Below are 18,646 nucleotides of genomic sequence, written 5' to 3' on the forward strand. Positions count from 1 at the left end.
ATGCATACAAGGCACACACCTATAACTCCCGCATAAAATGAACTATGACTAAACTTTTATCCAGTACTCAACAAAATAAATTTCACACTAGTCTTATATCTTGCATACGATGAAATGAAAATGAATGAGGAGGGTTCGCGCGAAATGGGAGAATATAGAGAGATAATTACCAAGGCCGTAGTAGCGAAAGGACGTAAATTTACACAGTCCAATCATACGATTAGCCCGGCGCATAGTCCAACAAGTATACTTGGCTGTTGGATCATCAACCATAAATATAATGCGAAAAAGGTTGGCAAGACTGTAGAGATACATGGCTCTTATGACATCAATGTTTGGTACTCATTTAATGATAATACCAAAACAGAAGTTGTCACAGAACGTGTCCAATATACAGACGTCATTAAGTTAAAGTATCGTGACCATGATTGCCTCGATGACAATGAAATTAGTGCTCGAGTGCTGCAGCAGCCAAATTGTGTTGAAGCAGTCATTTCTCCGAATGGCAATCGTATCATCGTGCATGTTGAAAGAGAATTCCTCGTAGAGGTGATTGGCGAAACAAAGGTTTGTGTTCTTGTCAGCTCTGATGGATGCAAGGACTGCGATGATGATTGGGGTATGGATGTAGACGATGAAGAATTCGAAGAGTTAAATCCAGATTTCTTAGTCGGCTCAGAAGAAGAATAAAAGTAACTAGGAGGTTTTACTTCCTAGTTTTTTTCTTTTTCATGGGAATTATTAAATGGAAAATTAGCATGCTATGATAAGGAGGTGTTAGTAAATGGAACCTAGACAGCCTGGAAATAAAAATATACCTGATTTTGACAAATTAAATGACCGAATAATTGCAGAGAGTTCACCCTCACCAATGTTAGTGATCAAAACCAATCTCGATCCACAAGATGCTACTGAATGTAATCCGTACTATAATGATACCGTAGGGAAAAACCCTAAAAAAGTAAAGGATTACTTTGAGGAATAAGAAAGCCAGGAGATTACCCCTGGCTTTCTGTCCATTCTGCTTTTAATAACGACAAAACGTAGGTATTATAAGATTGTTCATTTTGATTAATATAGCCGCGAAGAATTCCTTCCTTTGTGAAACCAATCTTCAGTAGTAAATTGATTGATGCTACATTTTCCGGAAAGACAACGGCACCAAGACGATTTAAATCTAAGTGTTGAAAGCTAAAGCGGATTACTTCATTTATTGCTTCGGAACTTAGTCCCCTTCTCCAATAATCTGGATGGAGTTCATAGCCAATCTCAGCACGCCTATTTTTTAAATGTAAACCGTTAAGCCCCACCGTACCGATGAAGCGCTGATTTTCTTTTAATTTTATACCCCAACGGATCCCGCGTTTTTCAACAAAATTCTTATAAAACATGTCAATTAATCTTGAAGCTTCAACAGGTAAAGTAAAACGATTAGTCCCATAAAACCTCGTCACTTCTTCTAAGGATAAAATTTCGTATATGTAGTCCACATGCTGATGGGTTATTTCAATTAATTTAAGTCTTTTGGTTTCTAAAATGGGAAAAGTCATAGCAAATCCTTTCTATTAGCCCTTAGTGCTTCGAATTTCCATATGAATTCTAAATCTTAATACTAATTATTAGTGTATAATGGCATAAAAGAAATTTCCATTATATTTTGGTTTAGAAGGTGTACATTTTGCAAAAAGCAGAGTATATAAATTTAATAGAAACAGAGCTATTCCCGAAAATACAATTAACGACAACAAGTCCGTTTGACCCAATTATAGTAGAAAATCAATCACAGATCTGGAAAACCATCGGAAGTGGTAATTATGCTGGGGTATTTTCGCTTGATGCAAAGCCAGAATGGGTTGTAAAAGTATATGGTCGAAATCCTGAGGAACTTAAGAAGGAAATTGAAGTATATAAAAGATTAGGAAATCATAAAAGTTATTCTACTCTGTATGATTATGGGGAAAATTATTTAATCTTAAAAAAGTTAGAAGGTATCACTTTGTTTGATGCCCTGGTAAAGGGGGTTCCAATTCCCGAATCAGTTATAAATGATATTGATTCCGGTTTAGATTATGCAAGGTCAGTTGGATTAAATCCCTACGATGTCCATGGGAAAAATGTCGTCATGTTTGAGGGTAGAGGTTATATAGTGGATATATCGGATTTTTATAAAAAAGGATTTTGTAGGAAATGGAAAGATTTAAAAAAAGCTTATTATAAGATTTATTTACCATATATATATAAATATCATCCACCAATCCCTTTTTTAATGGTTGATGCAATGCGGAAAGGATATCGGATGTATCGTCGTTTGAAAAAGAAAGGCTAGAAAATAATAATATGTAGCGAGGTGTTATTATGGATGACCGTCAGTTTCGAAACGCAATGGGGAAATTTGCAACTGGAGTAACAGTAGTGGCAACAGAAGTTGCGGGAAATGTACATGGAATGACTGCAAATGCCTTTATGTCTGTTTCGCTTAATCCAAAACTTGTTGTCATTTCGATTGCTGAAAAAGCACAAATGCTTGAAAAGATAAAACAAAGCAAAAAGTTCTCGGTCAATATACTTGCTGCGGGACAACAAGAATTATCAATGATATTTGCAGGACAGTTAAAAAATCAACAAAATGTAGTGTTTGACCGTCTTGAAGGAATCCCGGTTTTACCTGGCGCAGTGGCACAAATTACATGTGAAGTATCGGCGGAGCATGTTGAAGGAGATCATACCCTTTTTATTGGCCGGGTAACTAGCATTAACCTGGAAGATTCGGACCCGTTAATTTATTTTAGTGGAAGATATCGATCGCTTCGAGACGAGTAAAAAAGATTCAATAAGTCCTATTTGGTAGGGCTTATTTTTTTATTTTCTGAAAATTTGATACAATAATAATAAAATACATACCATAAAAAAGATGAAAGGAGATATTACAATGGTTTTACAACTTGAAAATGTCTCATTAAGACGAGAAGGAAATTGGATTTTGCAAAATGTAAATTGGCAGATTAATAGAAGAGAAAATTGGGTATTATTTGGTTTAAATGGCTCGGGTAAAACTGCAATCCTAAATTTATTAAATGCCTATTATTTTCAGACAAAAGGGAATGTAACTGTACTGGGCATGGAATTTGGGAAAACGTATCTAAGTGAGAAACTGCGCAAACAAATTGGATTTGTATCATCTTCACTTCAGGAAAAATTTCATCCCGGAGATAACGCATTTGAGGTTGTCTTAAGCGGGGCTTTTGCATCGATTGGTCTCTATGAAACACCCACAGATGAAATGAGGAAAAAGGCTGTTGGTCTTTTGGAGTCACTTGGTTGTATTAGATATGCAAACCGAAATTACGAAAAATTATCACAGGGTGAAAAGCAGCGTGTATTAATTGCTCGTGCACTGATGGCAGACCCTTCTTTGCTGATTTTGGATGAACCGACAAATGGATTAGATTTTATTGCACGTGAACAACTATTAGAATCGATTGAAAAAATTGCAAAAGATCCCGATGGCCCGAGCTTGATTTATGTCACGCATCATCTCGAGGAAATCCTTCCTGTTTTCAACAAAACCCTTTTACTAAAAGAGGGTCAAGTTTTTGCAGCTGGAGAGACAAGAAAATTGCTAACAAGTGAAAAGTTAACGGAATTTTTCAATCTTCCAGTACAGGTTGAGTGGAAGATAAACCGTCCATTGCTTACAAGACTACAGGTTGATGAGAAAGAAAGAATCAGTACATATTGATGATTGAAGAGGCGTATGAATTCATCATGCGCCTACAATCGTTATTTTGGTTTATGTGTAAAACTTCACAGATTTAAAGAAGATTGTATTATAAAGTAAAAGAAGGGAGCTGTGATATTAAAATTTATCTGACAGAGAGGTTAGGCACGATGAAAAAATCTTTTGTTTTCATATTGAGTCTCATGTTTATATTTATTGCAGGCTGTGGGTCAGCAAGTCACTTAACGATAAAACTTTCTACTCCAAAAACATTTACATCTGGAAAAATATATGCGATGCAGTTTTCAGTGGTCGACAAACAGGGAAATCCGGTGGAGGGGGCTAAAGTGAGTGCTGAATTAAATATGAAAAATATGGACCACGGAACAACCCCTGTAGCTGTTGAAGAAATTGTGGATGGCAAATATATTGGAACTGCTAATTTAGCGATGAACGGTGATTGGGTGGCTTCAATAAAAGTAGGACAAGATGGCAAAATTGTTGAGGATGAAAAGCAATTTACTGTTGAGGCAAAAACATTAGCGAATGCTCATAAAGCGACAAAAGAAGTTACTTTACCTGAATTTAAGTTAATGGACCAGAATGAAAATTCAGTAACGAAAAAAGATTTTATAGGAAAAACCGTTGTACTGACCTTTACGTATGTTAATTGTACCGATCCAAACGCATGTCCCATATTATTGGGGAATTTCAGCGATTTGCAGCAGGATCTGAAATCAAAAGGAAGTAAGACAGATAATATTTTACTTGTATCCATTTCACTTGACCCTGAAAATGATAAACCAGAAATCATGAAAGAACATGCAAAGAAAATGAATTTTGATCTAACATACCTGAAAATGCTGACAGGGGATAAGAATCAGATTCAAAACTTGGCAAATACCCTCGGTGAGCATTATGAAAAAAGAGGGTCTGAAGTTTTACATGACAACAAAACGTTTATCTTTAATGGAGACGGAAGGCTGACGCATGAATTTACAGGAAGCATCATTGATCGTGATGAATTATATCAGGATGTTGTTTTCAAATTGGAGGAATAGTAAGATAGCAGCAGCCTGAAGAGCCTAAAAAAAGGAGCATCTACAATGCCAATTATTAATGTTCAAATATTAGAAGGAAGATCAAAAGAGAAAATAGAAGAAGTCATTCACAATCTTACTAATACTGTTTCAGAAACATTAGACGCTCCAAAGGAGAGCATAAGAGTTATCGTTACAGAAATCCCAAAATCCCATTGGGGAATAGCTGGGGTCCCAGTTTCAAAAAGGTAACGGAGAGTATGGCGGTTTTTTTGGGGGGACTTAGATCCTTGTAGTCAACAAAAGTGTGTGAGTGCGAAATAACTTGTCATTTAGACTATCCTTTAACATTAGAGGACAGTCTTTTTATTTATTATGGTAAAATTAATCTGAGGTTTTTGACCGGAAAATCTAGTATAATCATTTGGACAACCTTTAGATAAATGAATCGGAGAGAAATATATGTTTTTTCGTTTAATGTACCATGTCGTCTTGCCTATTTATGTTGTATTTGTGATTTTTTCCTCTACAACGTTGAATAAATCCCAAAACTACCTTTTAATGATTTTACTAGGCATTATTTTTATAATAAGCATTTTTTTGGAAAGGATTTATCCACGCTATTTTATTTATATAGCGGCTATTGAGATCATTTCGTTACTGTTGTTTCATTTTACAACCCAGTTGAATTGGTGTTTCTCCATTTATATTATTTTACTTAGTAAATTCTTATTTCAAATCAGGGGTGTCCTTAAAGGGATTTTTCTTGGTTTTGTCTTGATTGCCTTTTACACATTAATAAGAATTTCGTATACTCCTGTCGATGCCTATAGCGTACTCGCAGTTGGATCGGACTTCTTAACATCTCTAGCTGTAGTGCTTATCATTCAATACATCATTGAGACAGAGAGAGCAAAAAATCTCCTCAAAGAAGAGAAGAAACGGGAAGAATTACGTTATCAAGAGGAAAAAATGAAACTTTTAGGTGAAATGGCTGGTGGCCTCGCACATGAAATTAGAAACCCTTTGACCATTATCCAAGGATTTCTCAAACATTCTAAAGAGCATAATTATAATATAAAACCTTGGTATGACTTAATCCTTAGTGAAGTCAGTAGAATGAATAAGTTAACAGTTGAATTCCTACAATTTTCAAAACCAAATGTCTCTTTATACCAAACATATGCCATCCATGAGTGTTTAAAGAGGGTAATCGTATTAACAGATTCCAAAGCCCGTAGTTCGGGACATCAAATCATATACACGGATTACAATCCCGATCTGTTTTTACCAATGGACTTTGATAAAATGGTACAAGTTTTTGTGAATTTAATAAATAATGCCATCCAATCGATGGTTGAAAATGGAGATATTACGATTCGATTATTAAAAGATGAGAACAATGCTGTAGTTGAGATTAGTGATAAGGGTGTAGGTATCGAGGATTCAAATCTGGAGAAAATCTTTAGTCCTTTCTATACAACGAAATCTGATGGAACGGGGTTAGGGCTTTCTATTTGTCAGAAAATTATTCAGGATCATGGAGGAACGATTAAGGTGACTAGTATCCCAAATCAAGGAACTACATTCACCATTTGTTTTCCTTTAAAAAATGAATATCACGAAACTCATGCGGTAAAGTAGGGGGTGCTGTTTTAAAAGGCTATTTCATTTGGAACAGAGAGAGAAGGTGGCTTTATGAAATCAAATGATCAATTCACAGGAAAAGCAGAGGTATATGCAAAATATCGTCCCAGCTACCCCCCTGAATATATTGAATATATAATTTCTGAAGCTGGTTTAAATGAGGAGAGTATTATTGCAGATATTGGCTCGGGAACCGGAATATTAAGTGGGCAGCTTATTGATAGGGGATTTACTGTAATTGGAGTGGAGCCAAATGATGATATGAGGAAAGTTGCAGAACAAGCTTTGAAGACGAATTCCCGTTTTATTTCGATTAAGGGTACTGCTGAAACCACAAGTTTAACTGATAATAGTATAAATCTAGTTACCGTAGCACAGGCATTTCATTGGTTCGACATGGAGCCATTCAAATTAGAATGTCAACGGATTTTACATCAAGATGGAAAAGTTGCTATTGTCTGGAATAGCCGGGATGGGTCAAGCGATATAAACAAGGAAAGTGCAGAGGTTTGCCAAAGGTACTGCCCAAATTTTAAAGGGTTTAGCGGTGGTATGGGGGAAACTCCAATTGCATTTCAGCAATTTTTTAAAGATGGAAAGTATGATTTAAAGCTCTTTCACAATGACCTGCAATTTAATTTAAATGGATTTTTGGGACGATACTTATCGGCTTCATATTCCCCCAAAAAATCCGATGAGGAATATCATCCCTTCCTTACAGCATTATCAAATCTATTTTCCAGATATAGCAATAATGGGCAAATAGTTATTCCAAATATCACAAGAAGCTATCTAGGTATAGTGTAATTGCTTAACAATTTGTCTCCGAACAACATTTTTACCTAATTAGGGTAGTGAAACAGGTCACGTAGAAGAAGACTACGTGACCTGTTTCACCTCTTTCAATTGTGTTTCCAATCGATTTTTTCGATAAAATTGACAAACGCCTTAACAACATTCCACTCCATAGCTTCTTTATGGTAATACATCCACGTTCTTCGCAAAATCGAATTTCCTTCTTGGTCTTTTAAATTGATTTTGTATATGTCTTCTATCCCTTTGAGTACTCTGCTAGACAAAATGCAATATCCTAAACCATTTAAAACCATTTCCTTACAGGGGTCTACTTGATCGACTTCTATACTTATAAAGGGGGCTTGCGCAAAATTTTCTGCCCACCAATGATCAATGAGTGATTTTAATAGGTAGTCCCCTCGATATTCGATTCTAGGAAGACGAGGTAGGTCCTTCATATTAAACTCATTTTTTGAAGCAATGCAAATAGTTTCCTCAAACAATTGATGTTTCGATAATCCCCGCCAGCCATAATCTCCACGAACAAAGCTGATATGAACGTCTTTATTATGAATAAGTTGAGTTACGTCTCTGCTCCATCCCGTCGTTACTTTGAATTCCACATGTGGATATTGCATTTTAAATAATTTCAAAATATAAGGAAGTTCGTAATTCGCGAAAAAGTTGGAAACCCCCAATTTCAACGTACCTACCACTTGGTCACTTTCGTGATTACTCATATTTTGGACATTTTCTTTTATTTTTTCATAATGTGCTAATGCCTCCTCAGCACAATGAACAAGGTATTCTCCTTGTGGGGTAAAATGCACTCCCCTGCTTTCACGGGTTACGATTTTTACGCCTAGTTCTTCCTGCATATGCTTTAATCGAGTCGTTAATGCGGGTTGAGTAAGAAATAAGAGGCGGGCTGTTTTTGTTAGATTCTTTTGATGATAAAGCACCTTTAGTATTTCCCAGTCACGGTAATCCATTTTTCCACCCATCTATCTGATATTAATATTTTTTATAAGTTAATATTATTTTTTAGCATTTTATTTATTTCAATTATTACATTATCCTTAACCTTAAGCAATTGAAAATTACTTACTAAATAATCTGAACAAAACATATAAAGTAACACAACATTGGGGGAATTGTGAATGGGAGTACAGAAGAACCAGCATAATCCATGGAGGAAATTCAATGGTCCAAACCTTGGCTATGTTATTGAACAATACGAGCGTTATACGAACGGAGAAGAATTGATTGATCCAAAATTAAGAGAGCTTTTTCTAAAATGGGGCTCACCTTTGTCTTTTGAGTCAAGACATACCGAAGAACACCCTAATCATGATTCTTTCAATCCGAATAATTCTACAAATATACAGGTAGTACTGAAAGTGGTAAAGCTGCTTGAGGACATTCGTTCTAACGGTCATTTAGCTGCAAACATGAACCCATTAGAGGGGAATGTGCAAAATCAAGAGTTGTTTCATCCAGAAAAACATGGGGTAAGTGAGGAAGAGCTGAAAGCGATTCCAGCCAAACTTGTTTGGGAGGAGGCCCCGGCAGGCATACAAACGGCATGGGATGCGATCAACCATTTAAAGAATATTTATACCTCCACACTAGCCTTTGAATTTAACCACGTGCACCATATGGATGAACAATCATGGTTGACTCAAATGGTGGAAACAGGTTCCTTGCATCGGTCCTTATCAAAAGAAGAACAAAAAAACTTGCTTCAGGGTTTGACAGAGGTTGAGGGATTTGAACAATTTTTGCATAAAACCTTTGTCGGTCAGAAGAGATTCTCCATTGAGGGCGTTGACATGCTAGTACCGATGCTGAATGAGGCCGTGCACGAAGGTGTCGGGGAGGGAGCACGTAATGTCGTGATTGGAATGGCGCATCGCGGCCGCTTAAGTGTTCTTGCGCATGTGTTAAACAAACCATACAGCAAGATGTTCTCTGAATTTCTACATTCGTCCGCTAAACAACAAGGTCCTTCAGAAGATTTAGTCGATATTAGTGAGGGCTGGACAGGAGATGTGAAATATCATTTAGGCCGGAATCGTTTCATGGAAGGCCCCGGGAATGTTCGAGCGCGGATTACCTTAGCGAATAATCCGAGTCATCTTGAGTTTGTTGATCCGGTAGTTGAAGGTTTTGCGAGAGCGGCCCAAGAAGAACGGAAAAATGCCGGTTACCCTAAGCAGGATGTTACGAGGTCGTTTGCGATTTTGGTCCATGGTGATGCAGCTTTTCCGGGTCAGGGAATTGTAGCGGAGACCTTGAATTTAAGCGGGTTAAAAGGATATCAAACGGGTGGAACCATCCATATCATTGCCAACAACATGGTAGGCTTTACAACCGATAGCCACGATTCACGTTCGACGAGATATTCGAGTGACTTAGCAAAAGGATTTGAGATTCCGATTGTCCATGTCAATGCGGATGACCCTGAAGCATGTCTGGCCGCTGTTCGTTTGGCTTATCAGTACCGCGCTCGTTTCCAAAAGGACTTTTTAATTGATTTGGTTGGATATCGTCGATTTGGCCACAATGAAATGGACGATCCAGCGGTCACTCAGCCACAGGTATATAAAAAAGTTGTGAACCATCCAACTGTAAGAGCAGTGTATGCTAAACAGTTACAAGATAGGGGCATTCTCAATCAAGATGAAGTTGAGCAAATGAATCGCAGTGTGCAAGATATGTTAAAAGTGGAGTTTGAAAAAGTGTCAGATAAGACGCAAAGTGAACCTCCAGCAGAAGTGGAGGTTCCGATGGTAATTGCCAAAGGAATTCCACAGTTGGAAACAAGCGTGCCACTTGATACACTTCGTGAAATAAATCAAGATTTACTGAAATGGCCGGAAGGTTTTCATGTATATCCAAAATTAAAGCGGATTTTAGAGCGTCGTGATAAGGCATTAGAAGAGAATGGGAAAGTAGAATGGGCGGTAGCAGAAGTGCTGGCATTTGCGTCGATGTTAAAAGATGGTACACCAATTCGTCTAACCGGCCAAGATTCTGAGCGTGGAACGTTTGCACAGCGGCACATTGTTCTGCACGACGTAGAAACCAACAAAACGTATTCACCGTTGCACCATCTTCCGCAAGTACGAGCTTCGTTTGCGGTTCATAATAGCCCGCTGTCAGAAGCAGCTGTTGTAGGTTTTGAATATGGATACAATGTATTTGCTCCTGAAACACTTGTCATGTGGGAAGCTCAATATGGCGACTTTGCCAACACTGCACAGCCGCTCTATGATCAATTTGTTTCATCTGCAAGGGCAAAATGGGGACAAAAATCAGGCCTAATTCTCCTGCTGCCTCATGGGTATGAAGGCCAAGGTCCGGAGCATTCAAGTGCCCGCCCTGAACGGTTTTTACAGTTAGCTGCTGAAAACAACTGGACGGTGGCCAACCTGACAAGTGCGGCCCAATATTTTCATATACTACGCCGTCAAGCTGCCATCTTAGGATCAGAGTTTGTTCGACCATTGGTGATTATGACGCCAAAGAGTCTGCTTCGCCACCCGCTAGTTGCTTCTACTGGTACTGCACTAAGCGAAGGTCATTTCCAAACGGTTTTGGAACAGCCTGAACTCGGAAAAGTGACAGAAAAGGTTAAGCGTTTAGTGTTAACAACGGGTAAGATGGCCATTGATCTGGCTGTTGAAATAGACTCACAGAAAGAAAATCGAAACCTAGAAGAGGTTCACATCGCTCGAATTGAACAATTGTATCCATTTCCTGAGGAAAAAGTAGAAGCCATCATAAAGCGTTATCCTAACTTGAAAGAAATTGTTTGGGTGCAGGAAGAACCGAAAAATATGGGTGCGTGGCATTATATCGCTCCAACTCTCTTTGAACTTGCTTCTGGCAGACTGACTGTTGGTTACATTGGACGTCGTGAACGTTCAAGCACAGCAGGAGGCGATCCAGCCGTTCATAAGAAAGAACAAGAACGGATTATCCAACAAGCTCTGAACTATATTGAGTCTAATAGATTCTCAGAAACAAGAAAGAGAACTAGTTACTAATTGCATTTAAGGAAAATAATTTAAGTAGAAATACTAACTTAATAGGGGAATTACCAACAAACATAGGAGGATACACCACATGATTGAAATCAAAGTACCAGAACTGGCAGAATCCATTACAGAAGGAACTATTGCTCAATGGCTCATTAATATTGGTGACAAAGTAACCAAAGGGGATAGTGTTGTTGAGTTGGAAACTGATAAAGTTAATATAGAATTAAATGCCGAATACTCAGGTGTAGTTACAAAGGTTTTAAAAGGGCCTGGCGATATCGTCGAAGTAGGCGATGTTATTGCGATTATCGAAGAGAATGAGAATGCAGCTACTGTAGCCAATTCATCTGTTCCAGCAGCTCCGGAAAAATCAGCTGAAGTAGGAACCTTTAATCAACAAAGCACCCAAGCTGAGCAAGAACTTCCGAAAGCTGCAAGCCCGATTGCTTCACCAGCGGCAAGAAAATTGGCCAGAGAATTGGGAATCGATTTAGCGCAAGTAAGCAGCAGGGATCCACTTGGCAGAATTAGACCAGAGGATGTAAAAGCATACACTCCGGCACCTTCAGTTAAAGAAGAGGCTAAGTTGGAAAAAATTAGCTCAAAACCAGCCGTACAACAAATAGATGAAGAGTTTGACAAACCAGTTGAACGGGTGAAAATGTCCCGCCGGCGTCAAACCATCGCTAAACGTCTAGTAGAAGTCCAGCATACAGCAGCGATGTTAACCACTTTTAACGAAGTCGATATGTCGGCCGTTATGGATTTACGCAATCAGCGGAAAGCTGCCTTTTATGAAAAACATGGTGTCCGTCTGGGATTCATGTCATTCTTTACCAAAGCTGTAGTCTCAGCTTTAAAGCAATTCCCGCTTTTAAATGCCGAAATACAAGGCGATGAATTGATTATCAAGAAGTTCTATGATATCGGTATTGCTGTTGCAGCACCAGAGGGCTTGGTCGTCCCGGTTGTCCGCGGTGCGAACCAGAAAAACTTTGCCGAAATCGAACAGGATATCAGTAATCTTGGTAAAAAAGCTCGTGATAATGCCCTTACGTTAAATGATTTGCAAGGTGGAACATTTACCATTACAAACGGTGGAGTTTTCGGTTCGTTAATGTCAACGCCAATCTTGAATAGCCCGCAAGTTGGGATTCTCGGAATGCATAAAATTCAAACAAGACCAATTGCGATTGATAAGGAGCGAATGGAAAACCGCCCGATGATGTATATCGCCTTGTCATACGATCATCGAATTGTAGACGGCAAAGAGGCCGTTAGCTTCTTGGCGACAGTCAAAGAATTATTGGAGGATCCACACTCGTTATTATTAGAAGGGTAAAAGTTTCATAGGATCATGCTCTTAAAAAAACAATGAATCCCTCCAAATTGGGATTCATTGTTTTTTACTTTTTTAATAACAAATACATAAAGTACGGGGCACCGATTAAGGCAACCATAATACCAGCGGGAATCCCATTGGGTTCAATCAAATTCCGTCCAATGGTATCAGCAATAAGTAAGAGCCAACTGCCTATTAGAATGGCCAGAGGAATAAATAGTTGATTTCTAGGTCCTACCAACGCTTTTGCGATATGGGGAGCCATCAACCCGATAAAGGAAATTCCTCCGGTAACTGAAACAGCAGATGCAGCTAAGGCAACGGCAGTTATTAGTAAAACGATCCGTTCCTTTTCAATTGAAACACCCACACCAATCGCAGCAGACTCACTTAGTCCGAGAAGATTTAATCGATTGGCTTTGTACAATGTGAACGGGATTAATATCATTAACCACGGTAAGAGTGCCCAAATAAAAGGCCAATCCGTTCCCCAAATATTCCCCGCTAACCATTTCGCAATAAAATCGACTTTTTCACGCTCGGCTGATGAAATCAGGACAATCATGACCCCAGAAAGTGCCATCGAAAAACCAATCCCGACTAGAACTAATCTCACCGGCTGCATGCCAGAATTTCTTTTATAGGAAAAAAGATAGATGAGTGCGGCAGTTAGTATCGCACCGCAAAAAGCTACAAGGGGAAGCACATAAACAAATGAACCTGCCTCGATTGGGAAATACAGAAAGAAAACGGAAATGGCAACCCCAGCACCTGAGTTTATCCCAATAATACCAGGATCAGCAAGATCATTTCGTGTGATTCCTTGCAAAATAGAACCAGATAAGGCTAAGGCCATCCCTGCTAACAAGGTAATTATCATTCTTGGTATACGGATAGAAAAGAAGACAAAATCCTCTTTAAATGTTCCATGTCCAAGAAGAGTTGGAATAAGTCTGTCAAAGGATAGGGAAGAGTATCCGAAGCCCATGCCAATAATGCATGATAACAATATGAATCCTAGTAAACTAGTTAAAAGTATCCGCTGTTTTTTTATTAAAGAAGGCTGAATCATGAGAATACGCTTCCTCCTTTACGGACAATAACAAGGAAGAAGGGCAGCCCCATTACAGCCATAATTGCAATGATTGGTGTTTCGTAAGGAGCATTAATTGTTCGACCAAGTGTATCAGCAAAAAGCATAAAAGTAGCTCCAAAAATAGCGGACATTGGAATGATGAACCGATAATCCGTTCCGACAATTGCACGAACCAAATGGGGAACCATTAAGCCGATAAAGGTCATATTCCCGACAAGTGCCACAGCAGCACCAGCTAATAGAATGATCACTATAAATAGAATCGTTTTTATCTGAGTTGTTTTTTGACCTAATCCAACGGCAACCTCTTCATTTAAGCTTAAAATAGTAAGCTGTCTGGATAGAAAAAGTGACACAAGGATCCCAATAATAATAAATGGGACGATGATTTGAAGCTGTTTCCATGATGTCCCCATCAACCCTCCTGAAGTCCACATGGAAACATTTTTGGAAACTTTAAAATAAATCCCAATTCCTTCTGCAATAGCATAAAGGAAAGCAGAGACCGCTGCCCCAGCTAAAACAATTCTAAGCGGAGAAAAACCGCCTTTCTTTATGGAACCGATACCAAAAACCATCAATGTTCCAGCCGCAGCTCCCACAAAACATGCGATCGTCAGGCTGAAATAATTGGAAGAAGGGATAAACGCAATGGCTATGGCAAGTGCTGCGTTCGCACCAGCTGTTAAACCAAGCAAACCAGGATCTGCAAGTGGATTTCTCGTCAGTCCTTGCATAATCGCTCCTGAAACAGCTAGTGCAGCACCAACAAAAATGGCTGACGCTGCTCTTGGAAATCGGATTTCACGGAGCATCAAAGTGGTCTTATCATTTACATTTGAAGTTAATGCTAGCCATACATCCTTGACAGTGGTATCGGCCGCTCCAAAAACGCAGGCAGCAATTGACATAGCGACAAATATTAGGATTGAAATAATTATTTTATGTACAAAGGGGATCTTTTCTTTTGTCATCAGTCTCTCATCTTTTCTTTCTTAGAATATGGGAAAAGGGTATTCTTGATAAAGAATCCCTCGTAGATTATTAATTTCCTAGAAACGACTTCTTAAAAAAGTCTAATTGTTTATCTAATGTAACTGGGTCACTAAATGAAGCCCCATTTCCATTCATTTCAAAGACATGATTATTTTTAACAGCTGGAATCGTCTTGTATGTTTCTGTTTCCTGGAAGGAGTGATCTGCATCTGCGTATTTACTTAATATTATATAGTCCCCGGCATACTCGGGAAGAACCTCAGACGAAATCGCATAGTAGCCAGATTTCAAAGCCATTTCCTTTACCTTATCAGGCATTTTTAAATTCATGGCTTGATATAAGATTTCCGTTCCTCTTGCCCAGTTATTACCGAACACATATAGATCCTTATCATAAGCTTCGATGACGGATACCGTTGCGTTTTCCCCAATTTTTGAACGAATTTCGTCTCCTGCAGTTTTGGCTCGAGTTTTGAAGTCATCAACCCAGGATTGTGCTTCTTTCTCTTTATTTAACAGCTTTCCGATTTCTATATGTTGGGTTAAATAATCGGCTTTCCCCCATGTATAAGTTACGGTTGGAGCAATTTCTTTTAATTTATCAAGGTTTTTAATATTAGATAACCCAATGATTAAATCGGGTTCTAATTCGATAATTTTTTCTAAATTTTCATCAGATACTTCTGCGACATCTTTTAATTCTTCTTTAAAAGTGGGATTATTTTTAGACCAAACATCAACACCAACGATATTTACACCTAAATCGATAACATTACCCGTGAATCCTGACAGCAAAATGACACGTTTTGGGTTGGATGGGACTTCTATTGGGCCATTTTCTGATTGATATGTAATGGTTTCTGGTTGTTCTACTTTTTTAGAGGAACTTTCTTCTTTTCCTGACGTCTCATTACTGCAGGCACTAATAATTAACACTAAGAGCAGGATAAACGGGAATAGCAGCTTTTTCATTTTGATTTTCTCCTTTTAATAAGTTATAGGTAATACACATGGGCTTATTTGTTCGTGGATCTCGTCCAATTTGGGCATCAATTTGGAAAACTCTTTTCAACACTTCAGGAGTCATAACCTCCTCACAATCTCCTGCCTTGACAATATGGCCCTCTTTCAGAGCGATGATATGGTCAGCGAACCGCGCAGCATGATTTAAATCGTGGAGAACCATAATAATTGTACGTTCCTGTTCGATGTTTAATTTTTGAAGAAGCTCTAGTACTTCCAGTTGATGGGCCATGTCTAAATAAGTGGTTGGTTCATCCAGGAAAATGATGTTTGTTTCTTGAGCTAAAGCCATGGCAATCCAAACTCGTTGGCGTTGGCCACCAGATAAGGAATCGACTGAACGAAACTTAAAATCTAGTAAACCTGTGACTTCAAGTGCCCAGTCAATAACTTCATAGTCCTTTTTTGTTAAGCGTCCAAAACCTTTTTGATAGGGAAAGCGGCCATAGGAAACGAGCTCACCCACAGACAATCCCCATGCACTTTCAGGTGATTGCGGGAGAATGGCCATTTTTTTTGAAAGAATCTTTGTATTTTCCTTAGAGATATCTTTCCCATCTAATAAAACGGTTCCAGATTGATGCGGTATAATTCTTGTGATTGCTTTCAATAAGGTAGACTTTCCGCAGCCATTTGATCCGATGATGGTTGTAATTTTTCGATCGGGTATTTTCACACTGAGATTTTTAACGATCAACTGGTCATCATAGCTAATGTTTAAATCCTCTGTATATAACCGAACCATTTTTGACCTCCTTCTAAACAAGAGTAAGTAACAAGATATTATTGATAATGATTATCATTTTCACAACTAACTATATTCGGTCGATTTATTTCTTGTCAATAAATATTTTTTTAGTTTTTTAGAGAATCCTTGTGAAAAGAGCGGGAAATCGTTGATTGGACGGAGAGGATGTTTACAATGTAATAAAAAAAATTCAAAAAAATAAAAAAATATTTGATATTGATAATCGTTATCAATTAAAATGGGATTAAGTGATAATATTTATCAATTAGTGGAGTGGGATGGATATTAGTGGAGGAGATTTGACATGAAGAGCCAGCTGAACGTAATGAAATATTTGACAGAAGAAAATTTAAGAGAGTTCGTTACTTGTCCATATAAATTTTATTATGAATATATTGAGAAGAAAAATCGGCCGATGGACTGGAGACACATGGTTCAACAGGTGGTAAATCAAGTCGTCTATTCCTATTTTCAAATCCCCATTGGACAGCGGTCAGCAACGAAGATCCTTGGATTGGTTGAAAGATATTGGTCTAACATTTCTCCTCAAATATTTGATTCTCGAATTCAATATTATACGGTGACAGCCCGAATTACCGATTACATAATGCAAAATTTGACCGCAGAACAAGATTCAGCCCCGCCTTTGTTTTTATTTGAAAAATTTACATCCACTATACAAGAACTAGATATGGATATCTCTTTAACAATTGATGTGGCGGAATGGTCCGATTCCTCCTTTGTTGTAAAAAAATACTTGGTTGACGCTGAAACAGACATGTTAATGCTATATAACTATCTAATTGCCGTATTTTCTAAAAAGGTTTTTAATAAAATCCCTAGCAGAATTGAAGTGACCACCTTATTGGATGGAAAGAAGAACACGTATTTCCCTACATCTGAAAAAATTGATGAAGGGATCCGTTATTTGGAATTGATGAATCAAATGCTAGGTGATTCTTCTAGTTTTAATGAAGTATACAACGAAGATAATTGTATAACTTGTCCTTTCGAACAGGTCTGTAAACGTGATGCGCGAAATGAAAATGAACCGACTACATATTATTCATAAAAAGATTTTTTTTGCAGGGAGTGTTCAAAGATGGAGCAACAGGAATTATTTGATGTAATCGTAATAGGTGGGGGACCAGCAGGACTTTATTCAACTTTTTATAGCGGGCTAAGAGAAATGAAGACAAAGCTCATCGAATTCCAACCGCAGTTAGGCGGGAAAATTCATGTTTATCCAGAAAAAATGATCTGGGATGTTGGCGGGCAAACGCCCATTCCTGGGTCCAAATTAATAGAACAATTGGTTGCACAGGGGTTAACGTTTAATCCAACCGTAGTGTTAAACGAAAAGATTGAGTCGATTACACGTAATGAAGATGGTATTTTTGTATTACATGCAGCTTCCGGCCAGAAACATTTTTCGAAAACAGTCATAGTCGCAATTGGCAGTGGAATTTTGAACCCTCAAAAGCTGGACATTGAAGGGGCCGAAAGATTTGAGATATCTAATTTAAATTACACAGTCAAGTCATTAAAGCATTTCAAAGATAAGACTGTCATTATTTCAGGTGGAGGAAATACAGCCATTGATTGGGCGAATGAGTTAGAGTCGATTGCCAGGAAAGTTTACGTGACCTATCGAAAAGAGACATTAAAAGGCCATGAAGCGCAAGCAACGCAGTTAATGAAGAGTTCTGCAGTTTGTTTATTTCACACCTCGATAACCAAACTGATTGCCAGCCGCAATCATGAATCTATTGAAATGGTAGAACTGACAAACCATGTGTCAGGAGAAGTTTCTTGTTTACCGATTGATGAAGTAATTATTAATCATGGGTATGAGCAAGATGCAACATTACTGGAAAATAGCAGTTTAAATATTAAGCTAGCAGACAATTATTATATTGCTGGTAATTCTGTCAGTGAATCTTCTGTAGGGGGGCTTTATGGGGCTGGTGATATCCTTATGTATGATGGTAAAGTTAATTTAATAACAGGTGCATTCCAAGATGCAGCCAACGCAGTAAATAAAGCGAAACAATTTATTCAGCCTGAAGCAAGTAAAAACGGGATGGTGTCTTCCCACAATGAACTCTTTAAGAAGCGTAATAGGGAATTAGTGAAACAAATGATGAAATAAGCTTAACCAATTTGTAAAAGAAGTCCTTCACCGGCATGATGAA

At 38.2% G+C, this 18,646-nt stretch carries 18 protein-coding genes and 1 pseudogene; 13 read left to right on the plus strand and 6 right to left on the minus strand.

From position 1 onward, the window contains the following. Positions 1-144: 144 nt before the first annotated feature. Together AC4QJR_RS09175 and AC4QJR_RS09180 are read left to right on the plus strand one after the other, a co-directional pair. Positions 145-690 (plus strand): outer spore coat protein CotE, encoded by a 546-nt coding sequence (locus AC4QJR_RS09175; RefSeq protein ID WP_026566510.1) that lies wholly within the window; start codon positions 145-147, stop codon positions 688-690. Between the two features lie 94 nt (positions 691-784). Next, positions 785-985, plus strand: coding sequence for a hypothetical protein (locus tag AC4QJR_RS09180; RefSeq protein ID WP_098571732.1), 201 nt, complete (start codon positions 785-787; stop codon positions 983-985). Positions 986-998: 13 nt separating this feature from the next. Here the strand turns inward: AC4QJR_RS09180 and AC4QJR_RS09185 are convergent, their stop codons facing one another. Continuing rightward, positions 999-1,550, minus strand: a complete 552-nt coding sequence (locus tag AC4QJR_RS09185) for a GNAT family N-acetyltransferase (RefSeq protein WP_496525937.1) — start codon at positions 1,548-1,550, stop codon at positions 999-1,001. Between the two features lie 128 nt (positions 1,551-1,678). Here AC4QJR_RS09185 and AC4QJR_RS09190 point away from each other — a divergent pair, with 128 nt between their 5' ends. The 7 genes from AC4QJR_RS09190 to AC4QJR_RS09220 all read left to right on the plus strand — a co-directional run bounded on the left by AC4QJR_RS09190 (position 1,679) and on the right by AC4QJR_RS09220 (position 7,212). Further along, positions 1,679-2,326 carry a protein kinase family protein gene (locus AC4QJR_RS09190; RefSeq protein WP_098571734.1) on the plus strand — a complete coding sequence of 216 codons (648 nt, stop codon included), beginning with the start codon at positions 1,679-1,681 and terminating at the stop codon, positions 2,324-2,326. Positions 2,327-2,355: 29 nt separating this feature from the next. After that, complete coding sequence (locus AC4QJR_RS09195) at positions 2,356-2,820, plus strand: flavin reductase family protein (RefSeq protein ID WP_098571735.1); 465 nt, start codon at positions 2,356-2,358, stop codon at positions 2,818-2,820. Positions 2,821-2,929: 109 nt separating this feature from the next. Continuing rightward, positions 2,930-3,739, plus strand: a complete 810-nt coding sequence (locus AC4QJR_RS09200; protein WP_496525938.1) for an ABC transporter ATP-binding protein — start codon at positions 2,930-2,932, stop codon at positions 3,737-3,739. A gap of 149 nt (positions 3,740-3,888) precedes the next feature. After that, a complete protein-coding gene (locus AC4QJR_RS09205) occupies positions 3,889-4,779 on the plus strand; it encodes an SCO family protein (RefSeq protein WP_496525939.1) in 891 nt (296 codons plus the stop codon). Between the two features lie 45 nt (positions 4,780-4,824). Further along, complete coding sequence (locus tag AC4QJR_RS09210; RefSeq protein ID WP_496525940.1) at positions 4,825-5,010, plus strand: 4-oxalocrotonate tautomerase; 186 nt, start codon at positions 4,825-4,827, stop codon at positions 5,008-5,010. Between the two features lie 210 nt (positions 5,011-5,220). Further along, positions 5,221-6,402: a two-component system sensor histidine kinase NtrB gene (locus tag AC4QJR_RS09215; RefSeq protein WP_496525941.1), complete on the plus strand. Its 1,182-nt coding sequence runs from the start codon at positions 5,221-5,223 to the stop codon at positions 6,400-6,402. A 54-nt stretch (positions 6,403-6,456) separates the two neighbouring features. Continuing rightward, a complete protein-coding gene (locus AC4QJR_RS09220; RefSeq protein WP_496525942.1) occupies positions 6,457-7,212 on the plus strand; it encodes a class I SAM-dependent methyltransferase in 756 nt (251 codons plus the stop codon). Between the two features lie 95 nt (positions 7,213-7,307). On the opposite strand, the gene AC4QJR_RS09225 is transcribed toward AC4QJR_RS09220, so the two are convergent. Continuing rightward, entirely contained in the window at positions 7,308-8,192 is an 885-nt protein-coding gene (locus AC4QJR_RS09225) for a LysR family transcriptional regulator (RefSeq protein ID WP_098571741.1), read from the minus strand. Between the two features lie 168 nt (positions 8,193-8,360). Between AC4QJR_RS09225 and AC4QJR_RS09230 the strand changes: the two are divergent. Together AC4QJR_RS09230 and odhB are read left to right on the plus strand one after the other, a co-directional pair. Next, positions 8,361-11,262, plus strand: a pseudogene (locus AC4QJR_RS09230) (2-oxoglutarate dehydrogenase E1 component). Between the two features lie 69 nt (positions 11,263-11,331). Continuing rightward, entirely contained in the window at positions 11,332-12,588 is a 1,257-nt protein-coding gene (gene odhB / locus AC4QJR_RS09235) for a 2-oxoglutarate dehydrogenase complex dihydrolipoyllysine-residue succinyltransferase (protein WP_496525943.1), read from the plus strand. 64 nt (positions 12,589-12,652) lie between these two features. Here odhB and AC4QJR_RS09240 read toward each other — a convergent pair whose 3' ends face one another. The 4 genes from AC4QJR_RS09240 to AC4QJR_RS09255 all read right to left on the minus strand — a co-directional run bounded on the left by AC4QJR_RS09240 (position 12,653) and on the right by AC4QJR_RS09255 (position 16,448). Further along, positions 12,653-13,660, minus strand: coding sequence for a FecCD family ABC transporter permease (locus AC4QJR_RS09240; protein WP_496525944.1), 1,008 nt, complete (start codon positions 13,658-13,660; stop codon positions 12,653-12,655). Beyond that, complete coding sequence (locus AC4QJR_RS09245) at positions 13,657-14,658, minus strand: FecCD family ABC transporter permease (protein ID WP_496525945.1); 1,002 nt, start codon at positions 14,656-14,658, stop codon at positions 13,657-13,659. Before AC4QJR_RS09245 ends, AC4QJR_RS09240 begins: the two co-directional genes overlap by 4 nt. A gap of 70 nt (positions 14,659-14,728) precedes the next feature. Continuing rightward, positions 14,729-15,652 carry an iron-hydroxamate ABC transporter substrate-binding protein gene (locus AC4QJR_RS09250; RefSeq protein ID WP_496525946.1) on the minus strand — a complete coding sequence of 308 codons (924 nt, stop codon included), beginning with the start codon at positions 15,650-15,652 and terminating at the stop codon, positions 14,729-14,731. Further along, positions 15,603-16,448, minus strand: coding sequence for an ABC transporter ATP-binding protein (locus tag AC4QJR_RS09255; RefSeq protein ID WP_496525947.1), 846 nt, complete (start codon positions 16,446-16,448; stop codon positions 15,603-15,605). The genes AC4QJR_RS09250 and AC4QJR_RS09255 overlap by 50 nt, the downstream gene beginning before the upstream one ends. 307 nt (positions 16,449-16,755) lie before the next feature. On the opposite strand from AC4QJR_RS09255, the gene AC4QJR_RS09260 reads away from it, so the two are divergent. After that, positions 16,756-17,523: a hypothetical protein gene (locus AC4QJR_RS09260; RefSeq protein ID WP_496525948.1), complete on the plus strand. Its 768-nt coding sequence runs from the start codon at positions 16,756-16,758 to the stop codon at positions 17,521-17,523. 30 nt (positions 17,524-17,553) lie between these two features. Beyond that, positions 17,554-18,603 carry an NAD(P)/FAD-dependent oxidoreductase gene (locus AC4QJR_RS09265; protein ID WP_496525949.1) on the plus strand — a complete coding sequence of 350 codons (1,050 nt, stop codon included), beginning with the start codon at positions 17,554-17,556 and terminating at the stop codon, positions 18,601-18,603. The last annotated feature ends 43 nt before the right edge of the window (positions 18,604-18,646 follow it).

It is taken from the genome of Neobacillus sp. BP17 (assembly GCF_059579525.1).